The 25,789-nt window shown below is 64.4% G+C and carries 21 protein-coding genes; 6 read left to right on the forward strand and 15 right to left on the reverse strand.

The annotated features are described in order from the left end of the window. Positions 1-9: 9 nt before the first annotated feature. The 9 genes from AB7I40_RS14280 to AB7I40_RS14320 all read right to left on the reverse strand — a co-directional run bounded on the left by AB7I40_RS14280 (position 10) and on the right by AB7I40_RS14320 (position 11,385). Positions 10-1,398: an aspartate aminotransferase family protein gene (locus tag AB7I40_RS14280; RefSeq protein WP_428348079.1), complete on the reverse strand. Its 1,389-nt coding sequence runs from the start codon at positions 1,396-1,398 to the stop codon at positions 10-12. An 8-nt stretch (positions 1,399-1,406) separates the two neighbouring features. Beyond that, on the reverse strand, positions 1,407-1,814 hold the full coding sequence (locus tag AB7I40_RS14285; RefSeq protein WP_428348080.1) for a nuclear transport factor 2 family protein: 408 nt from the start codon (positions 1,812-1,814) through the stop codon (positions 1,407-1,409). Positions 1,815-1,825: 11 nt separating this feature from the next. Further along, positions 1,826-3,691, reverse strand: a complete 1,866-nt coding sequence (locus AB7I40_RS14290; protein WP_428348081.1) for an ABC transporter ATP-binding protein — start codon at positions 3,689-3,691, stop codon at positions 1,826-1,828. Next, positions 3,688-4,548, reverse strand: coding sequence for an ABC transporter permease (locus AB7I40_RS14295; protein ID WP_428348082.1), 861 nt, complete (start codon positions 4,546-4,548; stop codon positions 3,688-3,690). Before AB7I40_RS14295 ends, AB7I40_RS14290 begins: the two co-directional genes overlap by 4 nt. Beyond that, positions 4,545-5,492 (reverse strand): ABC transporter permease, encoded by a 948-nt coding sequence (locus AB7I40_RS14300; RefSeq protein WP_428348083.1) that lies wholly within the window; start codon positions 5,490-5,492, stop codon positions 4,545-4,547. Before AB7I40_RS14300 ends, AB7I40_RS14295 begins: the two co-directional genes overlap by 4 nt. Before the next feature lie 59 nt (positions 5,493-5,551). Further along, positions 5,552-7,120: an ABC transporter substrate-binding protein gene (locus tag AB7I40_RS14305; protein WP_428348084.1), complete on the reverse strand. Its 1,569-nt coding sequence runs from the start codon at positions 7,118-7,120 to the stop codon at positions 5,552-5,554. Between the two features lie 128 nt (positions 7,121-7,248). Continuing rightward, positions 7,249-8,013: an SDR family NAD(P)-dependent oxidoreductase gene (locus tag AB7I40_RS14310; protein ID WP_428348085.1), complete on the reverse strand. Its 765-nt coding sequence runs from the start codon at positions 8,011-8,013 to the stop codon at positions 7,249-7,251. A gap of 2 nt (positions 8,014-8,015) precedes the next feature. Then, entirely contained in the window at positions 8,016-9,965 is a 1,950-nt protein-coding gene (locus AB7I40_RS14315; protein WP_428348086.1) for a primary-amine oxidase, read from the reverse strand. 10 nt (positions 9,966-9,975) lie between these two features. Further along, complete coding sequence (locus AB7I40_RS14320) at positions 9,976-11,385, reverse strand: aldehyde dehydrogenase family protein (protein ID WP_428348087.1); 1,410 nt, start codon at positions 11,383-11,385, stop codon at positions 9,976-9,978. A gap of 199 nt (positions 11,386-11,584) precedes the next feature. Here AB7I40_RS14320 and AB7I40_RS14325 point away from each other — a divergent pair, with 199 nt between their 5' ends. From AB7I40_RS14325 to AB7I40_RS14345, 5 genes are all read left to right on the forward strand, one after another. After that, positions 11,585-12,001 carry a hypothetical protein gene (locus AB7I40_RS14325; protein WP_428348088.1) on the forward strand — a complete coding sequence of 139 codons (417 nt, stop codon included), beginning with the start codon at positions 11,585-11,587 and terminating at the stop codon, positions 11,999-12,001. A gap of 396 nt (positions 12,002-12,397) precedes the next feature. After that, positions 12,398-13,030 (forward strand): alpha/beta hydrolase fold domain-containing protein, encoded by a 633-nt coding sequence (locus AB7I40_RS14330; protein WP_428348105.1) that lies wholly within the window; start codon positions 12,398-12,400, stop codon positions 13,028-13,030. 182 nt (positions 13,031-13,212) lie between these two features. Continuing rightward, complete coding sequence (locus tag AB7I40_RS14335; RefSeq protein ID WP_428348089.1) at positions 13,213-14,559, forward strand: thiolase family protein; 1,347 nt, start codon at positions 13,213-13,215, stop codon at positions 14,557-14,559. A gap of 72 nt (positions 14,560-14,631) precedes the next feature. Next, positions 14,632-15,315 carry an NADPH-dependent F420 reductase gene (gene npdG, locus AB7I40_RS14340; protein ID WP_428348090.1) on the forward strand — a complete coding sequence of 228 codons (684 nt, stop codon included), beginning with the start codon at positions 14,632-14,634 and terminating at the stop codon, positions 15,313-15,315. Further along, a complete protein-coding gene (locus tag AB7I40_RS14345; protein WP_428348091.1) occupies positions 15,312-17,879 on the forward strand; it encodes a bifunctional FO biosynthesis protein CofGH in 2,568 nt (855 codons plus the stop codon). Before npdG ends, AB7I40_RS14345 begins: the two co-directional genes overlap by 4 nt. 422 nt (positions 17,880-18,301) lie before the next feature. On the opposite strand, the gene AB7I40_RS14350 is transcribed toward AB7I40_RS14345, so the two are convergent. The 3 genes from AB7I40_RS14350 to AB7I40_RS14360 all read right to left on the reverse strand — a co-directional run bounded on the left by AB7I40_RS14350 (position 18,302) and on the right by AB7I40_RS14360 (position 21,694). Beyond that, positions 18,302-18,697 carry a hypothetical protein gene (locus AB7I40_RS14350; RefSeq protein ID WP_428348092.1) on the reverse strand — a complete coding sequence of 132 codons (396 nt, stop codon included), beginning with the start codon at positions 18,695-18,697 and terminating at the stop codon, positions 18,302-18,304. 631 nt (positions 18,698-19,328) lie between these two features. Further along, positions 19,329-19,673, reverse strand: coding sequence for a hypothetical protein (locus AB7I40_RS14355; protein WP_428348093.1), 345 nt, complete (start codon positions 19,671-19,673; stop codon positions 19,329-19,331). A gap of 98 nt (positions 19,674-19,771) precedes the next feature. Further along, a complete protein-coding gene (locus AB7I40_RS14360) occupies positions 19,772-21,694 on the reverse strand; it encodes an AAA family ATPase (RefSeq protein ID WP_428348094.1) in 1,923 nt (640 codons plus the stop codon). 362 nt (positions 21,695-22,056) lie between these two features. Between AB7I40_RS14360 and AB7I40_RS14365 the strand changes: the two genes are divergently transcribed. Further along, a complete protein-coding gene (locus AB7I40_RS14365) occupies positions 22,057-23,256 on the forward strand; it encodes an ATP-binding protein (RefSeq protein WP_428348095.1) in 1,200 nt (399 codons plus the stop codon). A gap of 170 nt (positions 23,257-23,426) precedes the next feature. On the opposite strand, the gene AB7I40_RS14370 is transcribed toward AB7I40_RS14365, so the two are convergent. From AB7I40_RS14370 to AB7I40_RS14380, 3 genes are all read right to left on the reverse strand, one after another. Further along, positions 23,427-24,563 (reverse strand): DUF4365 domain-containing protein, encoded by a 1,137-nt coding sequence (locus AB7I40_RS14370; protein WP_428348096.1) that lies wholly within the window; start codon positions 24,561-24,563, stop codon positions 23,427-23,429. 200 nt (positions 24,564-24,763) lie between these two features. Next, entirely contained in the window at positions 24,764-25,354 is a 591-nt protein-coding gene (locus tag AB7I40_RS14375) for a hypothetical protein (RefSeq protein ID WP_428348097.1), read from the reverse strand. Further along, positions 25,354-25,755: a hypothetical protein gene (locus tag AB7I40_RS14380; RefSeq protein ID WP_428348098.1), complete on the reverse strand. Its 402-nt coding sequence runs from the start codon at positions 25,753-25,755 to the stop codon at positions 25,354-25,356. Before AB7I40_RS14380 ends, AB7I40_RS14375 begins: the two co-directional genes overlap by 1 nt. Between the last annotated feature and the right edge of the window lie 34 nt (positions 25,756-25,789).

The raw sequence follows: 25,789 nt of genomic DNA on the forward strand, positions 1-25,789 counted from the left end.
CTGTCTTAGTCACGCAGTCCGGCAGACATCGCCGATGACCGTGTCGAGTACTTCGCGGATCATCTCGATCTCTGACGAACCGCAGATAAGTGGTGGGGCTAGGGTGAGTACGAGGTCGCCGCGGCGGTCGGCACGGGCGAGAAGCCCTGCGTCTGCGAGGCCCGTGTCGAGCCTCGAGATGATGGCGTCCGCCTCGTCGACCGTGAAGCGTTCTCGAGACGCCTGGTCCTTGACGAACTCGATGCCGAACAGGTAGCCCGCACCCCTTACGTCCCCGACGATCGGGTGATGGTAGAGAGACTCCAGAGCCTCACGAAGCATCGGCTCATGCTCTGCGACATTGTCGACAATGCCCTCGCGCTCGAATATGTCGAGGTTCGCCAAGGCGACCGCACACGACACCGGGTGCCCGGCGAAGGTCAGCCCGTGGGGGAAGAGCACACCTTCATTCAAGAACGGCTCAGCGATGCGGTCCGACACGATGAGCGCACCTAACGGGGAATATCCGCTCGTGAGGCCCTTGGCACATGTGATCAAGTCAGGCGCGAAGCCGTACTTCTCAGCGCCGAAGTACGCACCTAGCCGCCCAAAAGCGCAGATCACCTCGTCCGACACGAGCAGTACGCCGTAGCGGGTGCAGATCTCGCGCACCCTCTCGAGGTAACCCGGCGGCGGAGGGAGACAACCACCGGAGTTCTGCACCGGCTCGACGAACACTGCGGCGACCGATTCCGGACCCTCGCGGAGAATCGCCTGCTCGATCGAGTCGGCGCAGTAGGCGCCGAACGCGCGGATGTCGTCGCGGTGCTCCGTGGCGCGGTAGAAGTTCGTGTTTGCCGCGACCACACTACCCGGCACCAGCGGTTCGAACGGCGCCTTGAACATCGGCAACGCGGTGAGCGAGAGCGCACCCAGCGTCGTCCCGTGGTAGCAGCCCTGCCGGGTGATGACCTTGTAGCGGCGAGGCTGACCGATCGCTGCAAAGTACGACCGGGCGAGCTTCCAGGCCGACTCCGCAGCCTCACTGCCACCCGTGGTGAAGAAGATGCGGTTGAGGTCTCCCGGGGCGAGCGAGGAGACCCGCTCTGCCAGCTCGACCGCCGGACGGTGGGCCGCGCCCCACACCGGCTGGAAGGCGATCTTCTCTGCCTGACGGGCAGCTGCCGCAGCCAGCTCGCTGCGCCCATGGCCGACCTGGGTGGTGAACAGGCCGCTGAGGGCATCGAAGTACCTGCGACCGCTGACGTCGTAGACGTAGGCGCCTTCGCCCCGCTCGATGATTCGCATCTCTCGGTCGGCGAAGGCAGCGAGTGGCGTGACGTGGGGCCAAAGGTGACGGCGCCGTGCTTCCTGCAACCACTCGGCGGATGGAGTGGCACGTGGGCTGATGGTGGTCATCGCGCGCCCTACCCGATCGCCACGAACCGTCGGTGCGCGATGCGCCAGGCGGAGCCGTCGTGCACAAGCGAGTCGTGATACTGACCGACGAGTGCCAGTCGTGGGCCAGACTCATCGACTTCGAACTCGACCAGGTACGAGCGGGCCTGGATACCCGTTTCCCGACTCCCGGTCAACATCGTGTTCGTGACCCAGTGTTGTGACGCCGGGGCGTCCGCGAACCGGGCGACAAAGGCCTTCAACTCCTCGCGTCCCTGCATCCTGCGGGGACCACCCTCCATGATGCCCTCAGGCATGAACACGTCGGCATAAGCATCGCCGTCGCGGGCATCGAAGGCCCAGCTGTAGCGGGCAAAGAGCTGGACGATCGCCAGGCGGTCCTCGGTGGCGATAGGGGTGTCGCTCTTGCTGGTCATGGATGGTCCTTTCAGGACGAGGTGGTGGGGCTTCCGGCGTCAACGCCGCCGAACTGGGTGCGTCGCACGTGCTCCAGGCTGGGTGTGCTGGAGATGAGATGGCGCGTGTAGTCATGCTGGGGCGCATCGAAAACGGTCTTGGTGTCGTTGACCTCGACCAAGCGGCCGTCCGAGAGGACTGCCACCCTCGTGGCGACACTGCGCACGAGAGCGAAGTCGTGGGTGACGAAGAGCATGGCCAGGCCCAAGCTCTCCCGAAGCTGTCCGAGCAGGTTGACCACCGCGGCCTGAACAGCGACATCGAGCGCCGACGTCACCTCATCGCACAACAGGATCGACGGTTTCGCCGCCAGGGCACGGGCGATCGCCACCCGTTGCCGCTGGCCGCCCGAGAGCGCGCCGGGGTATCGGTGCACCAGATCGGGATCCAGCTCGACAGATTCCAGCGCAGCATTCACGGCAGCTGACACCCCGGAGCGGTCATTCGCGAGACCGAGGGTGATCACGGGCTGGGCGACGATCTGGCCGATGGTCTTGCGAGGATTCAGCGCGGCGTACGGATTCTGAAAGATGTAAGCCAGTTGGCGCCGCGCCTCGGCGTCTCGCCGATGCGCGCCGACCGGGACCGCCGCTCCGTGGAGCCGGATCTCCCCGGCCCAGTCGTCGTGGAGCCCCGCGAGGCTCCTGGACAGCGTCGACTTGCCGGACCCGGATTCGCCCACCAGCGCCAAGCACTCGCCAGCGTTCAGCTCGAAGTCAATTCCGTGCAGAACCTGATTCATGCCATGGGATGCGACTAGGTTCTCGACCGTGAGCACCGGTTGACCGGATGGCGGAACGAATTGGACGTCATCGCGCTCCACAATCTCGACCGGCCGTGCTGTCGGCAGGAGGCAAGCCACCTCCCGGACCTCGGTCAACTGCCTCAGTGCGGGAATCGTCGTCGCACAGGCGTCCTCCGCCGAATCACAACGGTCGAAGAATGCGCAGCCCTGAGGGCGCTCGCCAGGACGCGGTGAGCGCCCTGGGATGCCCCGAATGTGCACAGCACGGCCCGGGTCAGGGGCCGCCATGATCATGCGTCTCGTGTAAGGATGGCGCGGCTGGGTGATTACCTGTGCCGTCGGCCCCTGCTCGACGACCCGACCGGCGTACATCACAGCCGTGCGGTCCGTAACGCGGCTCACGACCGCCAGATCGTGACTGATGTAGAGCACCGAGCTTCGGTGCTGTTGGCACAGCGACCCTACGGCGTCGAGGATCAGCGACTGGGTCACGACGTCGAGGCCAGTTGTCGGCTCGTCCATCACCACGAGGGCGGGACGGAGCAAGAAGGCCATCGCGATGGACACGCGCTGGAGCTGGCCACCCGAGAGCTGGTGCGGAAACCGCCTCAAGAATTCGTACGTCGTCGGCAGACCGACCTCCGCAAGGACCTCACGTACCCGCGCACCCGCGGCGTCCCTACTTGTGGTGGGCGAGTGCTGGGCGAAGACCTCCCAGAGCTGTCGGCCAAGTCGGCGGGCGGGGTTGAACGCCGTCCCGGGATCCTGAGCTACGTACGACACAGATGTGCTGCGGCGCCGTTGCAGTGCGCGGTCGTCGAGCTGGAGGAGATCCGTGCCACCGACGAGAACGGATCCACCTGCGATCGTCGTCCCAGTGCGGCTGTAACCGAGCATGGCCAGACCGAGACTGGTCTTGCCTGACCCGGACTCCCCCACGAGACCGACAACGGTGCCGGTGGGGAGGTCCAGGTCGACGGCATCGACAATCACGTCGCCGCGAGCCGTTCGCACGGTGACGGCCAGAGCTCGGACCCCACTGGTCGACACGACCTCGTCGGCAGGCGAACCACCTGCAGGTCGCCGGCTCATGAGTCACCGATCCCGGTCGCACGAGCAACGGTGTCGGTCACCATGTTGGCGCCGACCGACAGCAGTGCGATCGCGACGCACGGCAGGATCACGGGCCACGGTTGCACGGTGAGCCCGATCTGGTTGTCGGCGATCATTCGACCCCAATCAGGCGTGCCGGGAGGGGTTCCGAAGCCCAGGAAGCTGAGGCCGGTCACGATGCCCACGGAGAACACCAACCGGATGCCGTATTCGACCGACAGGGTCGGAACCACATTGGGGAGGATCTCGCCCAGCAGGATCTTGCGGCGCGGCACCCCGATGGCTCGGGAGGCCTGCACGAAGTCACGTTGGCTGACCTCGGCCACCACCGGTCGCACGACGCGCGCCACCGGCGCTACGTGGACAATGGCGACCACCAGGACGACACCAACCAGGTTGGAACCGACCACGGCAACGAAGATGAGGATGAATAGGTAAAAGGGAAAGGCCAGGTAGACGTCCACGGCGGCCAACATCAGTCGGGCCACCCGCCCCCGGGAAACTCCGATGACGAGGCCGACACAGGCACCTGCGCTCACGCCGATGACCGTCGCGAAGAAGACGATGATGAGCAGACGCCGACCGCCCGAAAGGAACAGGGCCAGCACATCACGTCCGAGGTTGTCGGCGCCGAAGACGTGTCCTCCGCCAGGAGTCGCAAAGGGCGACGCCACGAACTCGCCCGGTGTGCCGCCCAGTAACGGCCCCACAAACGCGACAGCGACAACAACCAGGACCAGTCCAGCGCCGATGAATCCACCGGGACGACGGAGGACCGCAGCGGCGGTCCCGCCGGGCCGTCTGGCTGCTGCGCGACGGATCACGACTTCCGTCATCTTCCCGTCCTCAGGCGCGGGGTGGTCAGGAAGGATCCGAGGTCCGCACTCCGTGACACGACGACGTAGAACAGGCCGACGACCAGTGCGAGTGCCTGCAGCTGGTTGACGTCGCGGAGCCTGATTGCCTGGACGATGGCCAGCCCCGTGCCGGGATAGCTGAAGACGGTCTCCACAATGATCGTGCCTCCGGCGAGATAGGTGAGGAGCAGGGTCAGTACCTGCATGGACGGGGCCAGCGCATTCGGCAGCGCGTGGTTGACCAGCACTCGCCGGGTGGACATTCCCTTGAGACGCGCCATCTCGACGTAGTCGCTTCGTAGGACGTCGATCAGCACGGCGCGGACCATCCGGGTGAAGTAAGGCAGGGTCAGGAGAATCAGGGTGAGCAGCGGCAGGACCATCATTTCGGGGTGGTCCAGCACTGAGTCCCCCGGCGGCGGTTGGGACACCGCAGGAAAGACGCCCAAGACACCGGTGGCTAGGAGATAGATCAGTCCGACACCCACAACGAACTCAGGAAGAGCGTTGGTTACGAGGGTCACCCCGGAGGTGAACTTGTCGAAGCGCCCCCCGACGTGAAGCGCCGACAGGCAGCCGAGCAGGAGCCCGAGCGGGACCATGATCAGCACGGTGAGTGCGAGCAGGGCAGCCGTGGTGGGCAACCGGCTGGTGAGCTCGTCGATGACCGGATTGCCGTTCGCCGTGGTGCCCAAGTCACCGTGCAGGAGGGACAGAACCCAGTCGCCATACTGCACCACCAATGGCCGGTTGAGACCGAGCTGGTCACGCAGTGCCTCGAGCTGCTCAGCCGTGGGGTGCGAGCCCCCCAGCGTGGCGGTGGCCTGATCACCGGGAAGCAACCGGCAACCGAGAAACACCAGCACGGAGATCACGAAGAGGAGGCCAAAGGCGACCGCCACTTCTCGCAAGACTCTGTGCATGACGACTGCCGTCCGTGTTGAACGCCAGGACGACGCGCCTACCACGCTGGGGGACAGGCTCACGGCACCAGTTCCTCGAAGTGCCAGGCGTTGATGCCCAGTCCAGTCGAATCCTTCTTGACGCCCTGCAGCTTCTCGGTTACCAGATCCAACTGGTTCACGTAGCCCCAGAGGACGTATGGGCCCTCGTCCCAAACAACCTTCTGCGCCTGCTTCAGGAGATCGCATCGTGTCGCAGCGTCCGGCTCTCCTCGTGCCTCACCGAACAGGGCGACCAGCTCATCGGAGTCGAAACCGGTGCTGTTCGCCCCGGCTCCCGGCAGCATCGCCTGCGCCAAGAAATCAGCAACCCCGGTCGCGGGCCAGTAGTCCATGGCGAAGGGCGCCGAGAACATCTCGCCGAAGAACTCCGTCGGGGCCAGCTTCTTCACATTGATCGTCACGCCGATCCCCGCAGCCTGCTCCTTGAGAACCTCTCCCATCTGAACCGCTCCATCCGTGACGTCAGCCGTCACGAAGTCGACGGTCAAGTCAGGGACACCTGCTTCCTTGAGGAGTTGCTCGGCACGGTCGAGGTCCTGGTGGCGCTGCGGGAGGTCAGCCGCAAAGCAGTCGTCGTCAGGGCTGGTGAGGTCGTTGGCGATCCGCCCCTCACCCGAGTACACCTGGTCGACCAGCTGGTCACGGTCCACGATCAGTTTGAAGGCCTCGCGAACGCGGTTGTCGTCGAAGGGCGGCTTGGTCACATTCATGGTGAAGGCCGCGAATCCACCACCAGGCTGGTTGACCAGCTTCGAGCCAGGGATGGCCGAAGCGATGGCCTTCTGGCTGGCTCCGACGTTCAGGGCCGCATCCAGTTGGCCGCCCTGGAAGCCGTTCAGGAGGGCTGTGGGGCTCTCGAAGTTGGTGATCGCAAGGCTGTCAGCCTTCGGCAGGTCGGCCTGCCAGTAGTTCTCGTTGCGCTTGTAGGTTGCATACTGACCCGGCTTCAGCTCCTCGAGCACCCAGGGCCCAGTACCGACGGGCTTCTTCGGATCGAAATCGCGAGGAACCATCTCCATACCGAAGCTCGTGAACCGACTCGGAAAGAAGAAGTCCGGCTCCTTGATGGTCACCCGTACCGTCAGGTCGTCGACGGGTTTGACATCCGTGACATCGGCCAGTCGAGCCGCAGCGAACTTCGGGCTGTCGGGGTCACGGATCCGGTCCAGGGAGAACATGACGTCAGCCGAGTTGAAGGGCTCACCGGCGGAGGTTGTGAGACCCGGCCGCAGGTTGATGTCCCACACTGCCCCAGTCTCGTCGGGCGTGATCGATTCCGCTAGGCCGCTGGTCAGTTCGAAGTCAGCGTTGTAGTAGACCAGCGCCTCGAAGATCTGGCGGTCGATCAGTACGCCGATGGAGCTAGTGATGTTCTGCGGGTCGGTGCCGTCATCTGAACTGGCACCCGTCACTCCGATGCGGAGCGCACCGCCAGTGTCCGCGGAGATGTCGTCACTGTCGTTGTCACCGCCGCCGCACGCGGCGAGAGCGGTGCCGACCAGGGCGAGGACGAGGAGAGTCAAGAGACTGCGCAGAACCGGCTTTCGGCGGTCGATGCGCTGCGTGTGTGAGCTGCTGAGCGTCATGTGTTGTTACCCCTCAATGTGAGGTGGACGGGGGGGACGTACTTCCGGCAGACCCGAGATTCCGCTGGTAACGTAACGAAGATCTCATATCAAATCAACAAATTTGACCAAATATTAGATCTCGATTGTCAGCCAAGAGTCCAGCCACCGTCGATCAGCAGATCCGTCCCCGTGATGTAAGAGGCGCGCGAGGAGACGATGAACAGAAGCGCGTCGGACACGTCCTCGGACTGACCGAGCCGGGGCACTGCCAATCGATGCTTGTTCCGCTCGAAGGCCGAACCCTCCGCTCCGACGACCATGTGGTCACGAACCATGTCGGTTTCGATGATTCCGGGGAGGAGCGCATTCACGCGGATGCCGAGCTCCCCGAGCTCCTTCGCGGCCATCTGCGTCATCCCACGCAGCGCCCATTTCGAAGCTGTGTAGGCACCGGTGAGCGGCGCCAGGCTAACGGCCACTTGGGAGGAGATGTTGACGATGCTGCCGCCGCCGGAGTCGGCGATGAGCCGACCGCCGTGACGGATGCCGAGGGCAGCCCCAAGGACGTTGATGTCCAGGACTCGGCGCCATGAGGTCTCCGACGCCTCGAGCATCGGCTCGCGCATCATGATGCCGGCGTTGTTGACAAGGATGTCCAAGCGGCCCCACCTCGCCCGGACCGAGGAGATGACGGACGTCCACTGCTCCTCGGAGGCGACATCCAGGTGGAGGTAGTCCCCCTTGCCGTCAAGACTCGCCGCAACCGCCTCGCCAGCCTCGTCGAGGACATCGGTCAGGATCACGTGGGCACCTGCTCGCGCCAGCACCACTGCATGCGACGCGCCCTGGCCGCGAGCCGCGCCGGTGACGAGCGCTACCTTGCCTGCAAGTTCAAGTGGGGTGTCTGACATCGTCAAGTCCCTTCGTGCGGCGGGTGGCAGGCACCCGGTTCGTTGCTGGTGGCGCAGCCCCGCGCTGTGCTCGGGGGGATATCCAGGGTTGGGTTCCGGTCGAAGAAGTTCACCGGGACGAGGGCGAACTTCGCCCGGTCGACGGGCATGATCGGCCAATCCTCGGTCCGCGGGACATGGGAGGGACCGAAGACGTGCCACAGGACGACGTCCTCACCGTCCAGGGCACGGTCTGCCTTGACGTACTGCGGCAACCCCTGCCCGGCCACACTCCTGTGGACCCTGTCACCCGCGGGGAATCTCTCCTGTTCGTCGTACCGCGTCACCCACAGGTGGGCGCTCGCGAAGGCGGCTCGCCCGGCCACGGTCGAGTTTGGGTCGGCCAGAAGCGGGGGCGCGGTCTCCGGTCGCAGTTCGTACGCCGTCGGGATTCCGAGCCGGTTCTTACGCCATCTGCTGGCGACGTGCCAGACCCGGCCCTTGAGCGGGTCGGCCATCCGTCGGCCGTCCTTCTCGCTCCGAAGGGGAGTCACCGAGGTCGTCCAGGCGTTGCCGTGAGGATTCTGCTCTGAGACCGGCAGGCGCACGACGTCGATCTCCTCGACGAGGTTCTCCTGGCCATCGACCGACATGTCGAGACGGAAGCAGAACAGGTGCTGATGGTAGGCCGCGGCCAGCCCCGGCGCCACCATGCTCGCATGGCCGTCGGTCCACTCTCCCGGCGCCGTGGTGAACACGATGCCAGTGAGTTTGGCCTCGCACTCGATTCGCCCGTCGAGGTAGAAGTACCAGTAGAACCCGTAGTCGTAGTTGCCGACCGTGGTGAAGAACGAGATGACAAGACGGCGCGATCGCCGCACCTCGACTCGTCCGGTCTGCTCATCGGTGTGCTTCCAGAGCACACCGTCGTCCTCCTCGTGCATGCAGATGGCGTTCGCGATGCGGCGAGGCATGCCCTGCTCGTCCGCCACCACCGCATCGAGGTAGTGGATCTCGCCGACGCAGTCGCACCCGAGGGTCAGCGAGTTCGTGTAGCGCCCGAACAGATACTCGCCGGTGTCGAAGTAGTTCTGCCAATAGCGGGTCGGGGACGGATCGGCGTACGGGACGACCATCTCCGCGACGGATGCACGGTGCAGCACCGACCTATCCGTTTCTCCGTCGAAGAACGAGACTTGATGCAGAACCAGGCCTTCCCGGGCATTGAAACCGATGCGGATCCGCCAGTTGACCCAACTGACCATTCCGTCATCGACCGTAAAGCTTGGACCGTCAGGTTGGGTGATCTCAATCGGCTTGAGGTCAGAGCGGAACGGCCCCCCGTTCGCCGGCTGAGAAAAGCTCGCGCACTCCTCCGGGACGGCAAGGATCTCTGAATCGATCACGTCCAGGACGAGTCCCTCGATGGTGTCCACGTAGGCACAAAGGCCCGCCACGGGGTGGGCCCACGGAATGCTGTCCACCCGGTTGACGTAGCCGACGACCCGGACAACACGTCGCCCTGACTCTCCCGCGATACCGAACTCGCCACCGGACAGGGGAACGAGGAACAACTCGTCGTGAGCGAGATCCCGTCGATGAAGGGCAGATCTCCAGCCCTCGTGGTCCGCCAGGATTGCCGCTACTCCTTCCAGTTCGCTGTCGGGAATGGCGACCTGGCCAGTCGACGCGTCGATTTCCTCGACAGACGTGACAGCTGACTTCCCCAGGGAACAGATGACCTTGTGTCCCTTGCCGGTGGCAGTGTCGAGCAGGTGGACCAAGATCTGCCTGTCGACCTTCTCCCCACGCCAAGCCACCAGAGTGGCCTTGGCCGGCTCCTCGAGGCCGAGGTGGACAACTGAGGTCGAGGCGACGACAAGGCCGCTGGAGACCAGGATCTCGCGCGCGGCCAGGATCTCTGCCTCGCTGAGCTGGGCTAGTGGGTGTCGCGTCACTGATCGCTCCTCCATTGACTCAGGATCACGCTTCAGCCGGGCGGTAGACAACGTGCGTCGTGGTGAACTCGCGCAATCCGTGGGCACCGTTCTCCACACCTATTCCACTCCACTTGACACCGCCGAACGGCTGCGAAGGACCGACCATCAGATGGGTGTTGATCCAGGACGTGCCGCACTGCATCCGTTCAGCGAAGCTGAAGAGTCTCGCGGGGTCGGTGCCCCAGACGGACCCGGACAGGCCGAACTGGGTGGAATTCGCCCGCGCGAGCGCTTCCTCAGCGTCGGACACCCGGATGATGGGGAGGACAGGGCCGAACTGTTCCTCGTCGACGATCGGCATGCCGTCGACAGCATCCACAAGAATGGTCGGTTCGAAGAAGTACCCGTCGCCCGCTCTCCGGTGGCCGCCGATCACGGCCTTCGCGCCCCGCGCGATCGCATCCTCGGTCAGCTCCACCAGACGCTCGAGTTGCGGCTCCGTACTCACCGGGCCCAGTTGGCTTCGGGGGTCCCGGCCGTCGCCGCACACGGTGTTCCGCGCTCGGGCGACCAAGGCGTCCACGAGGGTGTCGTGATTGGCGTCAGTGACATACACGCGTTTGATGGCTGAGCAGACCTGGCCAGAGTTGGCGAAAGCACCCCAGAACACCCCGTCGGCTACGGCTTCGACATCGGCGTCATCAAGAACGATCGCAGCGTCGTTGCCACCGAGCTCGAGGGTCAGTCGTTTGAGATCAGGGGCCGAAGCCGCCGCGATGAGCTTGCCAGTCTCGATCGATCCGGTGAAACTCACCTTGCGCGGGACCGGGTGGCTAGTCATCATCGCACCCACCTCGTCCCCACCTGAGATCACGTTCAGTACGCCGGGCGGCAACACACGACGCGCGAGCACACCGAATTGGAGTGTCGCCAGTGGCGTGAACGGCGACGGCTTGAGCACCACCGTGTTTCCGGCGAGCAGCGCGGGCGCGAGCTTCCATGCAGCTAGAAGGAGTGGGAAGTTCCAGGGCGCGATGGCCGCGACGACACCCAGCGGTCGCTGGTGAATCTCGACCAAGGCGCCCATCTCGTCGGTGGACAGCTCGGCATCGAAGGCGTGATCGGCGAAGTGGCGCAGCCACAGCGCACACCCCTCGACTTCTTCCACGCACTCGGCGCGCGGGGTGCCTTTCTCAGTGAGCAGAAGCCCCCCTAAGGCGTCGGCGCTCTCCTCGAGCACCTCGGCCAGGGCCTTCAGCGCGCCACGCCGCGTAGCGAGGTCGCGCGACCAAGCAGGGAATGCCCCAGCGGCAGCCGCGAAGGCAGCATCGATGTCCTCCCGGGAAGCGTCTGGCGCGGACCCCGCCGCCCTCCCGGTCGCGGGGTCAAATACCGTCAGAAGGGGACGGGGAGGCAGGTCGGCGCCACCCACGGTCATCTGTCCGATGTGCATGTGCCAATCTCCTTCTGAGCAATTTCCAAGAGGAGGCCGGGACCTCCTTGCACAAGCACACTGCCACCTGTTTGATCAAAGGTCAATCAGGTTTGTCATTTGATCTGTGATCAATTATGGTCGCCGCGTGCCGCTAAGCCTCACCCACACTGCTACTTCATCAGCCGCGTGCGCTGAAGCAGACGACGAGACGATTCCCGTGCCGCGGACGCAGGGGTTCCTGATCACTGCTGCCCCGGTCGCCATGCTCGCGCTAGCCATCGCCTCGGTAGTGGTGCACGTCTTGGCGGCCACACACGGGGGTTCATGGTGGTTCGTCGCGCTCGCCGCAGCCTGTTGTGCCTCGGCGTTGACCGCCTGCATGTCCGCGCGCAGCCGCGACCTGATGCTGATGGGGCTGGCCAGCGCATGCATGGTGAGCGTGCACGCACTGCTAGCGCAACAGCAGGACCATGATGAGTCGACAACCAGCCATCTCCTACGCCACCTCTCGGGCCGAGGCTTCGACCTCGCACACGTCGGCTTCATCCTGGCGGCGCTGGACTGGATGATCTGCCTCTACCTGATGACGTACCGAACGCGGCGGCGCAGGTCGAGGGGGAGAATCGCGTCGTGATCCTTCACCCCTCCCCTTCCGACGGCGGTGACTTAGCTCCGATCCCGCTCGACGACGAGCTGCTCCTCCGTCTGGACGAGATGGACTGGCCGGCGTACGTGACGCTGAGCATCGAGAACCTCCCAGACCTCCGGGGCTTCGAGGCGGAAGAGGCTGCATTCGCGTCGCAATTGCAGCGATGGGGCTCACGCCGTATGAGGTCGAGGTGCCTGGTGCGTCTGGAGGGCCGCCCATCACTCTCGTGGTCGTCGCACCAACTGTCACCGACGGACCAACGGCCGCGATGTACATGCTCCACGGCGGCGGCATGATGTTCGGCAGTCGCTTCAGCGGCCTGGAGTCCGCGCTGCCGTCCGTCGTCAACGAATCCATCACCCTGGTCCCTGTTGAATACGGCTGGCGCCAGAGAATCCTTCGCCAACGACCATCGAGGACGCGTATGCCGGCCTGCAGTGGATCATCGAGCACGCGCCGGAGCTCGGGATCGACGACAAACGACTGCTGATCGTGGGGCTCAGCACTGGAGGCGGCATCGCTGCCGGCATCGCACTGATGGCTCGCGATCGCGGCCGCCCCACCGCCGCAGGAGTGGTCCTCTCGTGCCCCATGCTTGACGACCGCGACGCCACGGTCTCGATGCTGCAGCACGACAAGGCTGTCATCTGGGATCGGGCCACCAACCGCTTGGCGTGGTCGACCCTGCTCGGTGCGCGCAGGGCGACCAACGACGTGTCCATCTACGAGGCACCCGCGCGCGCAACCGACCTAGCAGGACTACCTCCCGTCTTCATCGACTGTGGCTCCGCCGATGCCTTTCGGGACGAGGCGGTCTCGTTCGCATCAGCCATCTGGGCTGCTGGAGGGAAGGCTGAGCTCCATATCTGGCCGGGCGGATTCCACGCCTTCGAGACCATCGCGGATGCGAAACTCTCCATGCAGTCAAGCGCCGTCCGCAGAGCTTGGGTTCAACGAGCACTGGGGACTATCCGCGCATTCGAGGGTGACGGCCGTCCTCTCACCATCGATTGATCAGGAGCGGCGTCGGACCTTCAACCTCGGCTGCCGACGCGGCGTGGGTCGCGAAGCATCCACAGGACCCAACAGAGCAAAGCAAGAGGATGGCAGTGGGATCAGGATCAGCAGCGCGAAGTGCCTACGTCTATGCGGCCCTCCGGACTCCCTTCGGTCGTTTCAATGGCGGTCTTGCGGGCGTGCGACCCGACGATCTGGCCGCGGCGATCATCTCCTCCGTCTTGTCGAGCACAGCGCGGCTGGATCCTGCTGCGATCGACGAGATCGTGTGGGGGAACGCCAACGGTGCCGGCGAAGACAACCGCAACATCGGGCGGATGGCCGGCTTGCTCGCTGGACTGCCAGTCAGCGTTCCGGCAACGACAGTCAACCGGCTCTGCGGATCCAGCCTCGACGCAGTGATGATCGGTTCGCGCACCATCGTCTCCCATGACGCCGACATCGTTCTCGTCGGCGGCGTCGAGTCGATGACTCGTGCGCCTTGGGTGCTGCCGAAGCCAGACAGGGCATTCCCGCCCGCCGACACCACCGCGGTGTCGACGGCGCTGGGGTGGCGGTTGGTCAACCCTTTGATGCGACAGGAATGGACGGTGAGCTTGGGCGCGGCCAACGAGCAACTGCAGGAGAGGTTCGGTATCACTCGTGAGCGCCAGGACGCCTTCGCCACCAGGTCCCACCAACTCGCACACGCTGCGTGGGAAGAGGGGTTCTACCAGGACCTCGTCGCTCCAGTCGCAGGCACCGACGTCGTCCGCGACGAGGGAATCCGCCCCGCGAGCACGCCCGAGACGCTCGCGAGTCTCAAAGCCGTCTTCCGAAGGGACGGCACGATCACCGCCGGAAACTCCTCGCCCCTGAGCGACGGTGCCTCTGCGATCCTGTTGGGCTCGGAGGCCGCCGCGGACCGAATCGGCCGGGAGCCGCTGGCACGCATTGCAGGTCGGGCGGCGTTTGCCCTCGAACCTCAAGAGTTCGGCATTGCTCCCGTACAAGCAGGCAACGCAGCGCTGGCGCGGGCGGGCGTCCGATGGGACGAGGTCGGGGCCGTCGAACTCAACGAAGCCTTCGCTGTTCAGGCGCTCGCGTGCGTTGATGCCTGGCCGGTCGACCCGGTGATCGTCAACCAGCGTGGAGGTGCCATCGCCATCGGCCACCCTCTCGGAGCTTCGGGGGGCGGTTGGTGGGAACCCTTGCGAAAGTGCTTCGCGAGACTAACCAGCGCTGGGGTGTCGCGGCCGTCTGCATCGGTGTCGGCCAAGGTCTCGCCGTCGTGCTGGAAATTGAACAGGCTCGCTAATCGCCGAGACCGCCGTTCGGCGTTGTTCCCCGTCCCCAGCAGCACGAACCCGCCCCATTGGGGTCTCGTTGGACACATCGTTGAGCGTGAGAACAAGGCGGGTTGCTGGTCCGGTGGTGACGAGTCAGGGTCCATGTCAGCCTCCGTGAGCCGCACTCTGACGCTGTCGGGGTCCCTGCGACGGCAACCGGCAACTTCTAGGTGGGCGTCCCGAATGGGCGTTATTTGATCATATTGCAGTTTATGTGACATAGTTGCGAAGCTTGTGACGCCGCCGCCACAACTCGCATGAGGAGCATCCATGAGTTTGCCTGAGTCACTCGACCGAAAAGCGGTGGCTGTCCTCGGTGGCACCGGGCCGCAGGGTCGCGGTTTGGCACGGCGGTTCGCGGCCGCCGGCCTTTCGGTCGTGATCGGCAGCCGCAGCGCGCAGCGGGCCCTTGACACTGCAGCCGAACTCGCCACCGCCACTGGCGGCACCGTTACCGGCGATGACAACGCCGGCGCGGCTGGAGCTGGCGAACTCGTGGTCGTGGCGGTGCCGTGGTGTGGGCACGCCGAATTGTTGATCGACCTGGCCCCGGTGTTGGCCGGGAAGATTGTCGTCGACTGTGTAAACCCGCTGGGCTTCGACAAGCAGGGCGCCTACGCGCTGACGGTCGACGAGGGATCGGCGACCCAGCAGGCTGCGGCGCTACTGCCGAACTCCACCGTCGTCGGTGCGTTCCACAACGTCAGCGCGGTACTGCTCGACGACCCGGCGGTCGTTGCGATCGATTCCGACGTGCTCGTTCTGGGCGATGTTCGCGAGGCGACGGATCTGGTCCAGACCCTGGCCGACATCATTCCCGGCGTGCGGGGGGTCTACGGGGGTCGACTGCGCAACGCCCACCAGGTCGAGGCATTGACGGCAAACCTCATCAGCGTCAACCGCCGCTACAAGGCGCACTCCGGGTTGCGCATCACGGACGTGGGAACGACATGACGACACCGCGTGGCCAGGCGCGACCGACCCTTCGACCGGAGCCCAACGACAAACAGATCCGGCGGGCACTGCTACGCGTGGAGCGCGGTGCGACCCTCGGCGTCGAGGAGGCCGCCTCACTGCTGGCGGCGCGCGAGAGCTCCCTTGACCGGCTTTGTGCGGTTGCGGCACGCGTACGCGACGCGGGGCTGGCGCGGGCAGGACGACCGGGCGTGGTCACTTACTCCCCGAAGGTCTTCATCCCCATCACGCGGCTGTGCCGCGACCTTTGTCAGTACTGCACGTTCGCTACGGTGCCCGGCAAGCTGTCCTCGCCGTACCTCTCCTGCGACGAGATCCTGGCGATCGCTCGCGAAGGCGCTTCACTTGGCTGTCTCGAGGCGCTCTTCACCCTCGGCGACCGGCCCGAGGACCGCTGGCCCGAGGCACGGGTGTGGCTGGACGAGCGAGGCTTCGATTCAACGCTCGACTACATCCGGGCAATGGCGGTCCGGGTGCTGGAAGACACCGGCCTGCTGCCGCACCTAAATCCGGGCGTCATGTCATGGGAGGAGATGACACGCCTCAAGCCGGTGTCGGCGTCGATGGGGATGATGCTCGAGACGACCGCGCGCCGGCTGTTCGAGACGAAAGGCGAGGCGCACTTCGGCTCACCTGACAAGGACCCGGTGACCCGTTCGCGCGTTCTCGAGGACGCAGGCCGATTGTCGATTCCTTTCACCACCGGGCTGCTCGTCGGCATCGGTGAAACGCTGACCGAGCGGGCCGAGACGATCTTCGAGCTGCGGCGAATCGCCAGGCTCTACGGCTCCATCCAGGAGGTGATCGTCCAGAACTTCCGCGCCAAGCCCGACACCGCGATGCGCCACGCGAACGATCTTGGGCTGGACGACTACCGCGCAGTCATCGCGGTCTCCCGGATCGTTCTGGGGCCGACAATGCGGATTCAAGCGCCGCCCAACCTCGTCGACAGTGCCGAGTGCCGTCTCCTGCTCGACGCCGGTGTGGATGACTGGGGCGGTATCTCCCCGCTCACTCCCGACCACGTCAACCCGGAACGGCCCTGGCCGTCAGTCGATCGGCTGCGCTCGGTCACCGCCGCCGCGGGGTTCGAACTCGCGCCCCGACTGACGGTGCACCCGCACTATGTGCGCCAGCGTACCCCCTGGCTCGACCCGCGCCTCAACGCCCACATTGAAGCGCTTGCGCTTCCCGACGGGCTCGCCCGCATCGGGGTCCGCCCCGAGGGTAGGCCGTGGCAGGAGCCCGACGCGACGCTGGATGGCACCGGCCGCACCGACCTGCATGCGACCCTCGACACCGATGGTCGGACCGCTGATCGGCGCGAGGACTTCGACAGCGTGTACGGCGACTGGGCTGCCCTCCGGGAGGCAGTCAAGTCGCCAACGTTTGTCGATGACCCCTTCAGGCAGCCACGTGCGACTGGACTATCACGGGACAGGGAGGGATACGCCGCGCTGCGGGCCGCCGAAGCCGAACCGGCCGCTCTGACGGACGACCAGGCCCTGGCACTCATGACCGCCGAGGGCGACCTACTGACGCAGGTCTGCCGTCTCGCCGACGACCTGCGGCGCGACACCGTCGGCGACGACGTCACCTACGTCGTCAACCGCAACATCAACTTCACCAACATTTGCTACGTCGGGTGCAGGTTCTGCGCGTTCGCGCAGCGCAAGAATGACGCCGACGCGTTCTCGCTCTCCGTCGCCCAGGTGGCCGACAGGGCTCAAGAGGCGTGGGAGCTCGGCGCCACCGAGGTCTGCATGCAGGGCGGAATCGACCCGGAACTTCCTGCCTCGGCCTACTTCGACCTCGTCTCCGCAGTGAAGCAGCGAGTGCCCGGCATGCACGTGCACGCCTTCAGCCCGATGGAGATCGTCAGTGGCGCCGCTCGCACCGGCCGGTCTATTGAGGACTTCCTGATTGAGGCCCGCGAGTCCGGTCTCGACACCATCCCGGGAACGGCCGCAGAGATCCTGGACGACGACGTCCGCTGGGTGCTGACAAAGGGCAAGCTGCCCACGAAGACGTGGATCGAGGTGGTCACCACCGCACACCGTGTAGGTCTGCGATCCAGCTCAACAATGATGTACGGCCACGTCGATAACCCGCGGCACTGGGTACAACACCTGCGCGTCCTGCGGCGGATCCAAGACGAGACGGCGGGGTTCACGGAGTTCGTCCCACTGCCCTTCGTACACACCAGCTCGCCGATCTACCTCGCCGGTGTGGCCCGCCCGGGCCCGACGTTGCGCGACAACCTCGCGGTACACGCGCTGGGCCGGATCATGCTGCACGAGTCCATCGAAAACATTCAAACGAGCTGGGTCAAGCTCGGCGTCGCAGGCACCCGCGCGATGCTTCAGGCAGGCGCCAACGATGTCGGCGGGACGCTGATGGAGGAGACCATCTCCCGCATGGCCGGCTCCGAGCACGGCTCGGCAAAGACCGTGACCGAGCTCGTTGAGATAGGTGACGGGATTGGACGCCCAGTGGTCGAGCGGACGACCACTTACGGGTCTCCAGTGGTCCGGGTCTCCTGAGTAGGCGGGTCAGCAGCACCGGAGCCCGTATCGGCAGTAGTTCTGGTCAAAGACACGCAAAGCGCGAGTCCCGGCTGAGGTTGGAGCAAGTCAGTGTGCCCCTGCCATGGCGCCGTTCCGGGGGGAGCGTCGTATGGCTTCGCATAGCAGTCCTGGCCGGGCCACCTCACGCCGAAGTGAGTCCGGCGGCACCTGCGTGCCATCGTCCTTGAAGCACCCGGCTGGTTGTGTTCCGCTGTCGTTCGAAGGCGCGGTCGGACCGCCGTCGCCGGGGGAGCCGGGATCCGTCACGACAACGCAGACTGTGCCCCCTTGCGTCGCCACGGCGGTTGCTCCCTCTGGGCATCCATCACCTGCCTGGACAGGTTGAGGACTCAGGACGACAGCGAATCCGGCAGCAAGCGTGGCCGCGATCAGGCGCCTCAACATGGCTTGCACTGACGCGGCGACCCGACTCGCCACCAGGTCTCCGATTGGCGTCGCTCCAACCTGATGTGCAGCACGTGCGGCTTCTGCAGGTTCGGCTGCTCGACCTCGCGGCCGTCTTGCTTCACGACCAACGCTGATGCGTCCACCCAGCGGCGAAGGAGAACAACGTAATTGCCCGTTGAGCCCACAGTGACATCTTCTGGCCTCATCCAGACGGTGACCGTCTCGCCCGAGATGGTGACGCCGCCCTGCCCAAGCTGGGCGAGTGTCGCCCAGTAGTGCACCCAATCGATCGAGCGTCGGCGGTAGAAGCTCGCTGCCTCGTTGGTGGTCTTGCCAGCCGCGACAAACCGTTGATCAGCATCGACGAACTGGGTGTACGCCGCCACGGCCTCGGTATACGCCGTGCGTTCCGCCTCCGTGTAGGTGGTGAGGTACCCCGGGATGGAATGAGTTGATGTCGCAGCCGGCTCAGGAATCTCTGGTGAGGGCGGCGAAGACGACCTGGTCGGGGTTGAACATCCGGCGACTGACGCGACGACGAGCGCAGTGGCGATCAGAAAAGTACAGCGAGACAATCCCAGGCTCCTCCGAGTTGGTGACTAGGTGAACGGGGACGGTAGTCCGAGGCGCAAGGGACATGCGTGACGAATGTGACGGCCGAAGGTAAAAGTCACGCCGACATCCTGAGCGGCTCTGGCGAGAGATGTGAGGGGTCTGCGACTACGTGGACGCCTCATCTGAGAATCGCGCAGAAACCCCGAACGGCGCTGCCGGCACGAGGCTGGCTCACCGGCCTCACCACGCGGCTCACCACGCCGGTTTGCATCGCATAGCGACCCTAGGGATCCGTGCCCCTACTCGGCAGCACGCGGGCTGCTAACGGACCAGACAGGCGCCCCAGTTCGCCCAGATTGACGCGGACCACGAATGAGGCGCGGCGAATCGCCGTTCACCATCACTCCTTGAGCAACTCGCGCTCAGGGGTCTGTTTTAACCCGCCGCGGGAGGAAGAGGAGGCTATCCGAACCGCTCAAGCATGTCGGCCGCAATCTCTCCTACTCGCTGCCACTCGGCCAGAACCAGCTCCTTTGCCCGATCGGTAACCGGATCGCGTCTCCGCTCGTCAAGTTCGTCGAGCACGATGAAGTCATGCTCCGCGCCCTCGCGAACGTAGGGGTCATTCCAGTTATCGAGGTGATGGCACTCTGCGGCCCAGCCCGCCATAGCGATTACGGCGGCGTCCTCCAGGTTGAACCCTATAAGTGGGCCTGCCAGGCGGACGGGCTTGGTCCGTCCCATGAAGTTTTCGTCGTGGTTGGGTGCATAGATGATCCAGCCGAGGCCAAGATGTTCGCACGCCATCGCATGCCCAGCCTCGTGGTGAGCTGTTCCTGGCGATATCGGCACGGCGCCGCGTTCCCCAACAAAGCGCCCCGCTTCGACGGGGGGCTCGCCTGTCGTCAGAGGAGTGCGTTGAGGGCGCGGAAGAGGCCCTCGAAGTTGTCTAGGGCCGACTGTAACCCTTTGCCGGTGATGCTGTCAGGGTGCGTGATCAGGTACTTCGACGGCGTGTAATGGTCGTAATTCTCGGTCCAGCCGGCTGCGAACGCGGTGGCTTCAACGACTGCCCGCTCGTCGGCATCCGGGGGCTTCTTGGCAGGCATTCTCTTGTTTCCATTGAGTCCGTAGGTGGCGTTAACGAGGTCGACGTAGAAAGCTCTCCCCAAGATGTCTTCCGTGTCGGCGTTTCGTTCATTCTCCGAGAAATCAGTCGCGACAAAGACGTGCCCTTCACGCAACAGGTCCGAGTTCTGGATCTCTCGAACCTTGTTGCGTGCTCCTTCGGCAAGATCTGCTAGCACCGCTACGTGGAGGTTGTTGCCGGAGAAAAGCGCGAGAAACGAGGGCACCTTCGTGATGCCTCCGCAGGGGGTCACGGTCCAGCGCGGGTCGAGCCCGATCCGATCGGCGGCGACAAGGGTCTGACTGGCCCACTGGAGGTAGAGCAGATCCGATGGTCCTTCTACCAACAATGTGTTCTCTCCAATGAAGAGAGTCTGCGAGATGTCATAGCCGAGCGCGGCCCTCAACGGGAAGAGTGTGTCGCCGTTGGCCTTGAGCACCTCGGAATCGACCTTTGTGCCGAGGACCTCGCCATCGTCGCTTGTGGCGTCTTCAACGGTGCGGCACGAGAGCAAGTTTTGCGTGTCAACCATGAACGGCGAGTGAGTCGAGTAGACAACCTGGTACTTGGTCAGCAGTTCCTCGTTGATGAAGCGGAGCAGGTCCTCCTGTGCCTTGGCGTGGAGGCTTAGTCCCGGCTCGTCGAGCAGGACGATGAGGTTCTCGCCGAAGGTCTTCTGCACCTCCGAGAACCAAACGAGGAACGAGAAGAACCAGATGAAGCCGGTGCTGCGCTCGTCGAGAGAGATGGTTGCCTCGTGTCGAGTGTTTTCGATGCGGGTCTGGAAGACCTTGCCCGTGTTGAACGGGACGTCGTCTCCCGGCGCGGCCTCATGGAATCGGAACCGGACCTTGAGGTGCTTGTTTTGGCTCCAGTACTTGAAGATGCGACGCGACATTCGACTCTCGACGGCCTCCAGCTTGCTGATGAGGCCCTCGGACGTGTTGATGTTGACCAAGTCGTCGAGCGAGGTGCCCACCATCGAAAGCAAGGCAAGGAAGACGTTCGAGCCCGTCAGGCTCTCCAGCGTCGCGTTGTTCCGGTGTTCGATGACCTGGTTGATTGAGATGCGTCCGGGGAGTCGGTCGTACTCGGAGTAATACACGAAGACCGGCAGCCGGCTCCTGAGGTAGTCGACAGCAGTTCCTGTGAGGCTGCCGCTAGACAGCATCGACTTGAGGGTCTCCAGGAGTGCCGTCTGCTTCGGGGTCGGCTCAGGGAGGCCCGCGAGCAACTTCACGAGTTCGCTCGGATTTTTCGCGTCCTCGAGTTGCCCGGCTTCGGCTGCGCTTAGCGAGCCGCTCGCTCGCAGAGCTTCGACCGACTTGGACATGTTCAGCGGAAGGGTCCAGTCAAGTTTGTTGCCGTAGTTCTTGGTGACGATGACCAGCCGGCTGGTGACGGCTTCTTCACACCCAGCGAGCCGCACCAGTTCGTCGTACTCTTCATTATCGAGCGTCCAGTGCGTCTCGACGGCGACCTCGTCGGTGTTGAAGTCCTCCATGAGCACGCGCGGGTAATCCGTCTCTCGGAAGTTGGCACGCTCACCGCGGGCGGCGTTCACCTTCTCCAACGCTTCAAGGATGGCGGTCTTGCCGCTCTCGTTCTTGCCGACGAGGCAAGTCATCTGGTCCAGCGTGAACCATGTCGAGTCCACGACGGCCTTGTAGACCTTGACGCGTGCCTTATTGAGTTCCATTTCACCAGACCTTTTGACTTCCGCGACCGGACATCCCGCCGAGTCGATCACAGCGGACTCTAGAGTCATTCACCGACATTGGGGAGAAGCCTGCACCGATTCAACACCAGGTGGCGATCGACGCTGAACTGATGAACCCTTCCGCCAAACGCTCCCAGATGTGATCAAGCCGCACTGAGGGGCCGCCCCGCAGCCTCTGGACGCTGTGCGGTCTGGCCCAGGCCCTGCCGCCGCGGCTGACACAGAACGGAGCCCTCTACATCCGATCTGCTCAGTCGGTGGTCCAACGGCTAGCATCTCCGAGCAAGCCATTAGCCAGATCCTGGGCATGGGTTCGCGGGGCAGAAGGGCGGATCAGGGAAATGTCAGAGCCGCCGAACGCTCAGGAGCCTCGACAGCCGCTACACGCTCGACTTCGACAGAATCCGTATGGGCCGCGACCCGGAGAGTCACCGCCGTACCTCGCTGGCCGGACGTCGCAGATCAAGGAATGGGCGCGTCCAGTCCGCCGGTTGATCGACTCCGGACGCGTTGGCGCACCAATCTTCTTCACAGCACCGCGGGGGCTCGGCAAGACCGTTCTATTGCGCGAGTTACAGACGCACGCTACCGACGCCGGTTTCGTCACAGCGTGGGTGACTGCCAATGCCGTGGAGAGCCTTGTCGGCGCCCTGCTCGCCAGCGTGCGGTCGGCGATAGCGAACACAATGCGCTCAGAGGCGGCCGGCCTCCTGGCAAGGCTAGACATGATCAAGCTGACAGCCGGCCTACCCGGGGTTCTGCAACTTGAAGCCTCGACACGATCCTCGGACAAGATCGAAGTGTCGTTCACCGCGGAGTTGGCTGCGCTGGCACGGGCGCTCGCCGATAAGGGGGCCACAGGCTTGATGCTCTTCGTCGATGAACTTCAGTCAGCGCCCAGCGAAGATCTCGAAGCTATTGTCCCTGCGTTGCAAGAGTGGACGGCAGCTCACAATGCCGCGCCACTTATGTTCATCGGGTCTGGGCCAATCCAGTTGTCCCGAGTCTTGGCGGCCCGGGGTGGCTTTGCCGAACGATTCCAGTATGTGACGCTAGAACGACTGAGCGACCTCGATTCGATGTCCGCATTTACGCTGGGCTTGCCTGCGGGCTTCCAGTGGCTTCCGGGTGCAGTGGATGCCGCCGTCGGCGCTGCCGAGGGGCACCCTTACATGATCCAGCTCATCGGACACTACGCGTGGGAAGTCAGTGACTCGTCGATGATCGCGCGACCGTTCTTCTCGACTGGAGACATCGGCGTGGCGGTGGAGCGGGCCGGGGGCGAGATCAGACGTGTCTTCGAAGGCAGATGGGCGGACACGCCGGATGCCGAGCGTCGAGTGCTCGCGGTCGTGTCAGCAGCTGATCAGGCGGGCCTGAGCCGACGGCAGGTGGCAGACGAAGCAGGAATGCCGTTCCGCGAGGCGGAGTCCGCCGTCGACCGTCTGTATGCCAATGGGTGGCTTGACGTGGATGGCTTGGAGAGGGTTCGCATTGGCCTTCCAGGAGTTGCCGAATTCGTGAATCGACGCCAGCAGTAGCTTCCCACCCTCTGCGCCCCGCGCAGTCAACACCGCGCCGCCAACCACGCGGAGGCGCAATGGCTGCACGCGAAGTGACCTTTCACATGCGTCTAACCGCCGCCTGCGGGACCACACCCTTCGTCCATGCAGACCGCGCCCTGAAGGCCGGGTCAGACCCTTGGTGCCCTTCAGTGGATGTAATTGGCTACTTGCCACCGCAGTTGCGGCGCGTGGTCAAGGTAGACGAGCGTGCAGGTCAGAACCAGGTAGCTGAGCGCTTCCAGGCCGAGAGATGTCCAGCGAGGGTCGTGCCCCGCCAGAGGCGTCTCGTTGAGGGTGCCCCGCCACAATCCTCCATGCGCGGACAGGTCTGGGCCCCGCAGGAAGACCGCGTATGCCAGGCCGAGATTCGTCTGTTCGGTGTGCTTGTCGATGAGGCCGCGTTCGTCCTCGGTGAGGTGCTCCCTGGCATCAGCGTGGTCGAGGAACAACAAGACCTCGCCGAAGAGGGATTCGGGCTCCGCTTCCACACGGATGTCGTTGGGGTCGCCGCAGCCGATCTCGGTGAAAGTTGACGATTGCCACAAGAGCGTCTGATGGAGGCGTCCTTGCTGCACCTCGACGTCGCCGACCCGCTCACTGCTCAGGAGTTCATATTCGTGCGCTTCGAGGACTCCAGCAAGTAGCGCGGTCCAAAACTCGTCTGATGGCGTGGACAGCTCCGAGCGCAGCGGATCAATGCGGTGACCCAGCGGCCTGCCTCGGAACGCGGGCCCGTCGATGCGCATGCTCCGGTGACTGAGCATGCTGTCGACGCGGTCGGCGGTGAGCACAGAGCGGGTCGGGATGGTGACGGTGACCTTATCCCCGGCGTAGGTCTCCATCTCGGAGTAAAAGTCCTGGCCCCACCGTTGGTCCACGAAGTCGCGAGCATCAATCGCGAGGAACTGGTCGACGGACTCGACGTAGAGCGTCACGTAGACCGGTTCGGGTGACGCGTACCAGAACTTCAGGTGCTCGATCTCGACCTGGACTGCCACCGAGTTCTGTTGAGCAAAGTCGTCAGACGACAGAGTGTCGGCCTGGATTCCCTTGAACTGGAACCAGACACGTACCGACGTCGCGTGGAAGTACTTCCGTTCGTGGCCCTTGCTGTCGGCTTTGGTTCCTTCGACGTAGAACTGAAGGCCGGTGTCGACGCCGAAGCGGTCCTTGGCGTACTCGATGGCAACGCCGCGGCCCGCGACCAAGGCAGCGAACTTCGCCATGTAACGCTCTTCAAGCTCATCGGCCGGGCCCATTCCCACCATGTCAGCAGTCTCCACTATTCACAGCAGACAGAGCAGGGCGAGTCCTCCGGGCGCATCGCCTTGTCGTCGTGCTTTGGCTGACGTGTTCGAAGCGCGTCTTTCCGCCGCGTGCCGTTCCGGTCGGACGCGGCATCCCATTCCGCCGCTTGAGGACAACACGCGTGCTCCCGGACAGCGCACGGCACATCAGTCCTCATCGGCTACCCCGAACAGGGTCACCCCGGAGGGAGCGGCACGAGCATCTTCGCTTCCTCCAGAACCTTAATCGCAACGAGCGCTGGATTGTCTCGATAGGTTTTGGTCCCGGCCAGTCGGCGGGCGGCCATGGCTACCTCCGCAAGGTCATGAACGCTGATCGGACCGGCTCCGACGTGCTGGCCGGCGCACCAGTCGCGAATAACCGTCTCGTGGGTGCCCTGCTTGGCGGCGGCGAACTTACCGACGTAGAGGCGATACTCGATCTGACTCGGTTCGTAGTCGTATCGAGCAGCAGCGCCGGCGAGGATCCCGTCCCTGATCTCGGGATCGTTGAGCATCGCGTACCTGCGGTTCCCATCGGTCCGACCAACCCTGATGCCCTGCACTTCGTCCGAGCGCACTCCCTGTGAGCCCAGGTATGACTTTACGGTGGCCATCACCAGCCGGTCTCGTCTCGCCCCGACCAGATCGACTTCATACCAGTGCGTTTGAATCTCGGCATGTGACGTCTTCTTGGTCTGACGTGTGACCGGGAACTTCACGGCCTCGGAAACTACGAGTCCCTCCGTTTCCATGGCCAGGGCCACGAACGACTCGAATGCCTCCATCAGACGAGGCCGATGCCGCGGTCGCTGCGATCGAAGTCCTCGTAGTTGCCAGCCCGCGCGTGAATCTGCTGCGGCTCCACCGGACGACCGTCGCGCATCTTGTAGAGGTTGCGCCGGTTGATCTCCCGGGCCAGCTCGGTTGCCGGCATGCGTCGCCCCGGAGCCGCCTCCAACACCAGACGCATGGCTTGGTGAAGAGTCGTGCGCTCCTCGGAGATCGAGGGGGAGTCCTCACCTAGAGAAAGCAGGAACTCGAACGACGCAACGCGCCGCTTGGCTTCCTCGAGATCGCCCTCGGCCTGATTGCGCAACCGTTTAGCCGATGTCAGGTCACGCTCTATCTCGTTCCGGTTGGCCGCCACCACCTGCCCTACCAGCTCGAAGTATTCGCTGTTCTCCACGCCTGATTCCCTTTGTGCGACTATGCGATGTCTG

Origin of the sequence: Nocardioides sp. (assembly GCF_050246775.1) — a bacterium.
Lineage (GTDB): Bacteria > Actinomycetota > Actinomycetes > Propionibacteriales > Nocardioidaceae > Nocardioides.

Coding starts and splice junctions, on each gene's coding strand:
- AB7I40_RS14360 (WP_428348094.1), bottom strand. CDS start 21,694: ATGGAACTCAATAAGGCACGCGTCAAGGTCTACAAGGCCGTCGTGGAC.
- AB7I40_RS14315 (WP_428348086.1), bottom strand. CDS start 9,965: ATGGAGGAGCGATCAGTGACGCGACACCCACTAGCCCAGCTCAGCGAG.
- AB7I40_RS14300 (WP_428348083.1), bottom strand. CDS start 5,492: ATGCACAGAGTCTTGCGAGAAGTGGCGGTCGCCTTTGGCCTCCTCTTC.
- AB7I40_RS14365 (WP_428348095.1), top strand. CDS start 22,057: ATGTCAGAGCCGCCGAACGCTCAGGAGCCTCGACAGCCGCTACACGCT.
- AB7I40_RS14280 (WP_428348079.1), bottom strand. CDS start 1,398: ATGACCACCATCAGCCCACGTGCCACTCCATCCGCCGAGTGGTTGCAG.
- AB7I40_RS14305 (WP_428348084.1), bottom strand. CDS start 7,120: ATGACGCTCAGCAGCTCACACACGCAGCGCATCGACCGCCGAAAGCCG.
- AB7I40_RS14285 (WP_428348080.1), bottom strand. CDS start 1,814: ATGACCAGCAAGAGCGACACCCCTATCGCCACCGAGGACCGCCTGGCG.
- AB7I40_RS14375 (WP_428348097.1), bottom strand. CDS start 25,354: ATGGAGGCATTCGAGTCGTTCGTGGCCCTGGCCATGGAAACGGAGGGA.
- AB7I40_RS14355 (WP_428348093.1), bottom strand. CDS start 19,673: ATGGCGTGCGAACATCTTGGCCTCGGCTGGATCATCTATGCACCCAAC.
- AB7I40_RS14290 (WP_428348081.1), bottom strand. CDS start 3,691: ATGAGCCGGCGACCTGCAGGTGGTTCGCCTGCCGACGAGGTCGTGTCG.
- AB7I40_RS14310 (WP_428348085.1), bottom strand. CDS start 8,013: ATGTCAGACACCCCACTTGAACTTGCAGGCAAGGTAGCGCTCGTCACC.
- AB7I40_RS14295 (WP_428348082.1), bottom strand. CDS start 4,548: ATGACGGAAGTCGTGATCCGTCGCGCAGCAGCCAGACGGCCCGGCGGG.
- npdG (WP_428348090.1), top strand. CDS start 14,632: ATGAGTTTGCCTGAGTCACTCGACCGAAAAGCGGTGGCTGTCCTCGGT.
- AB7I40_RS14320 (WP_428348087.1), bottom strand. CDS start 11,385: ATGCACATCGGACAGATGACCGTGGGTGGCGCCGACCTGCCTCCCCGT.
- AB7I40_RS14345 (WP_428348091.1), top strand. CDS start 15,312: ATGACGACACCGCGTGGCCAGGCGCGACCGACCCTTCGACCGGAGCCC.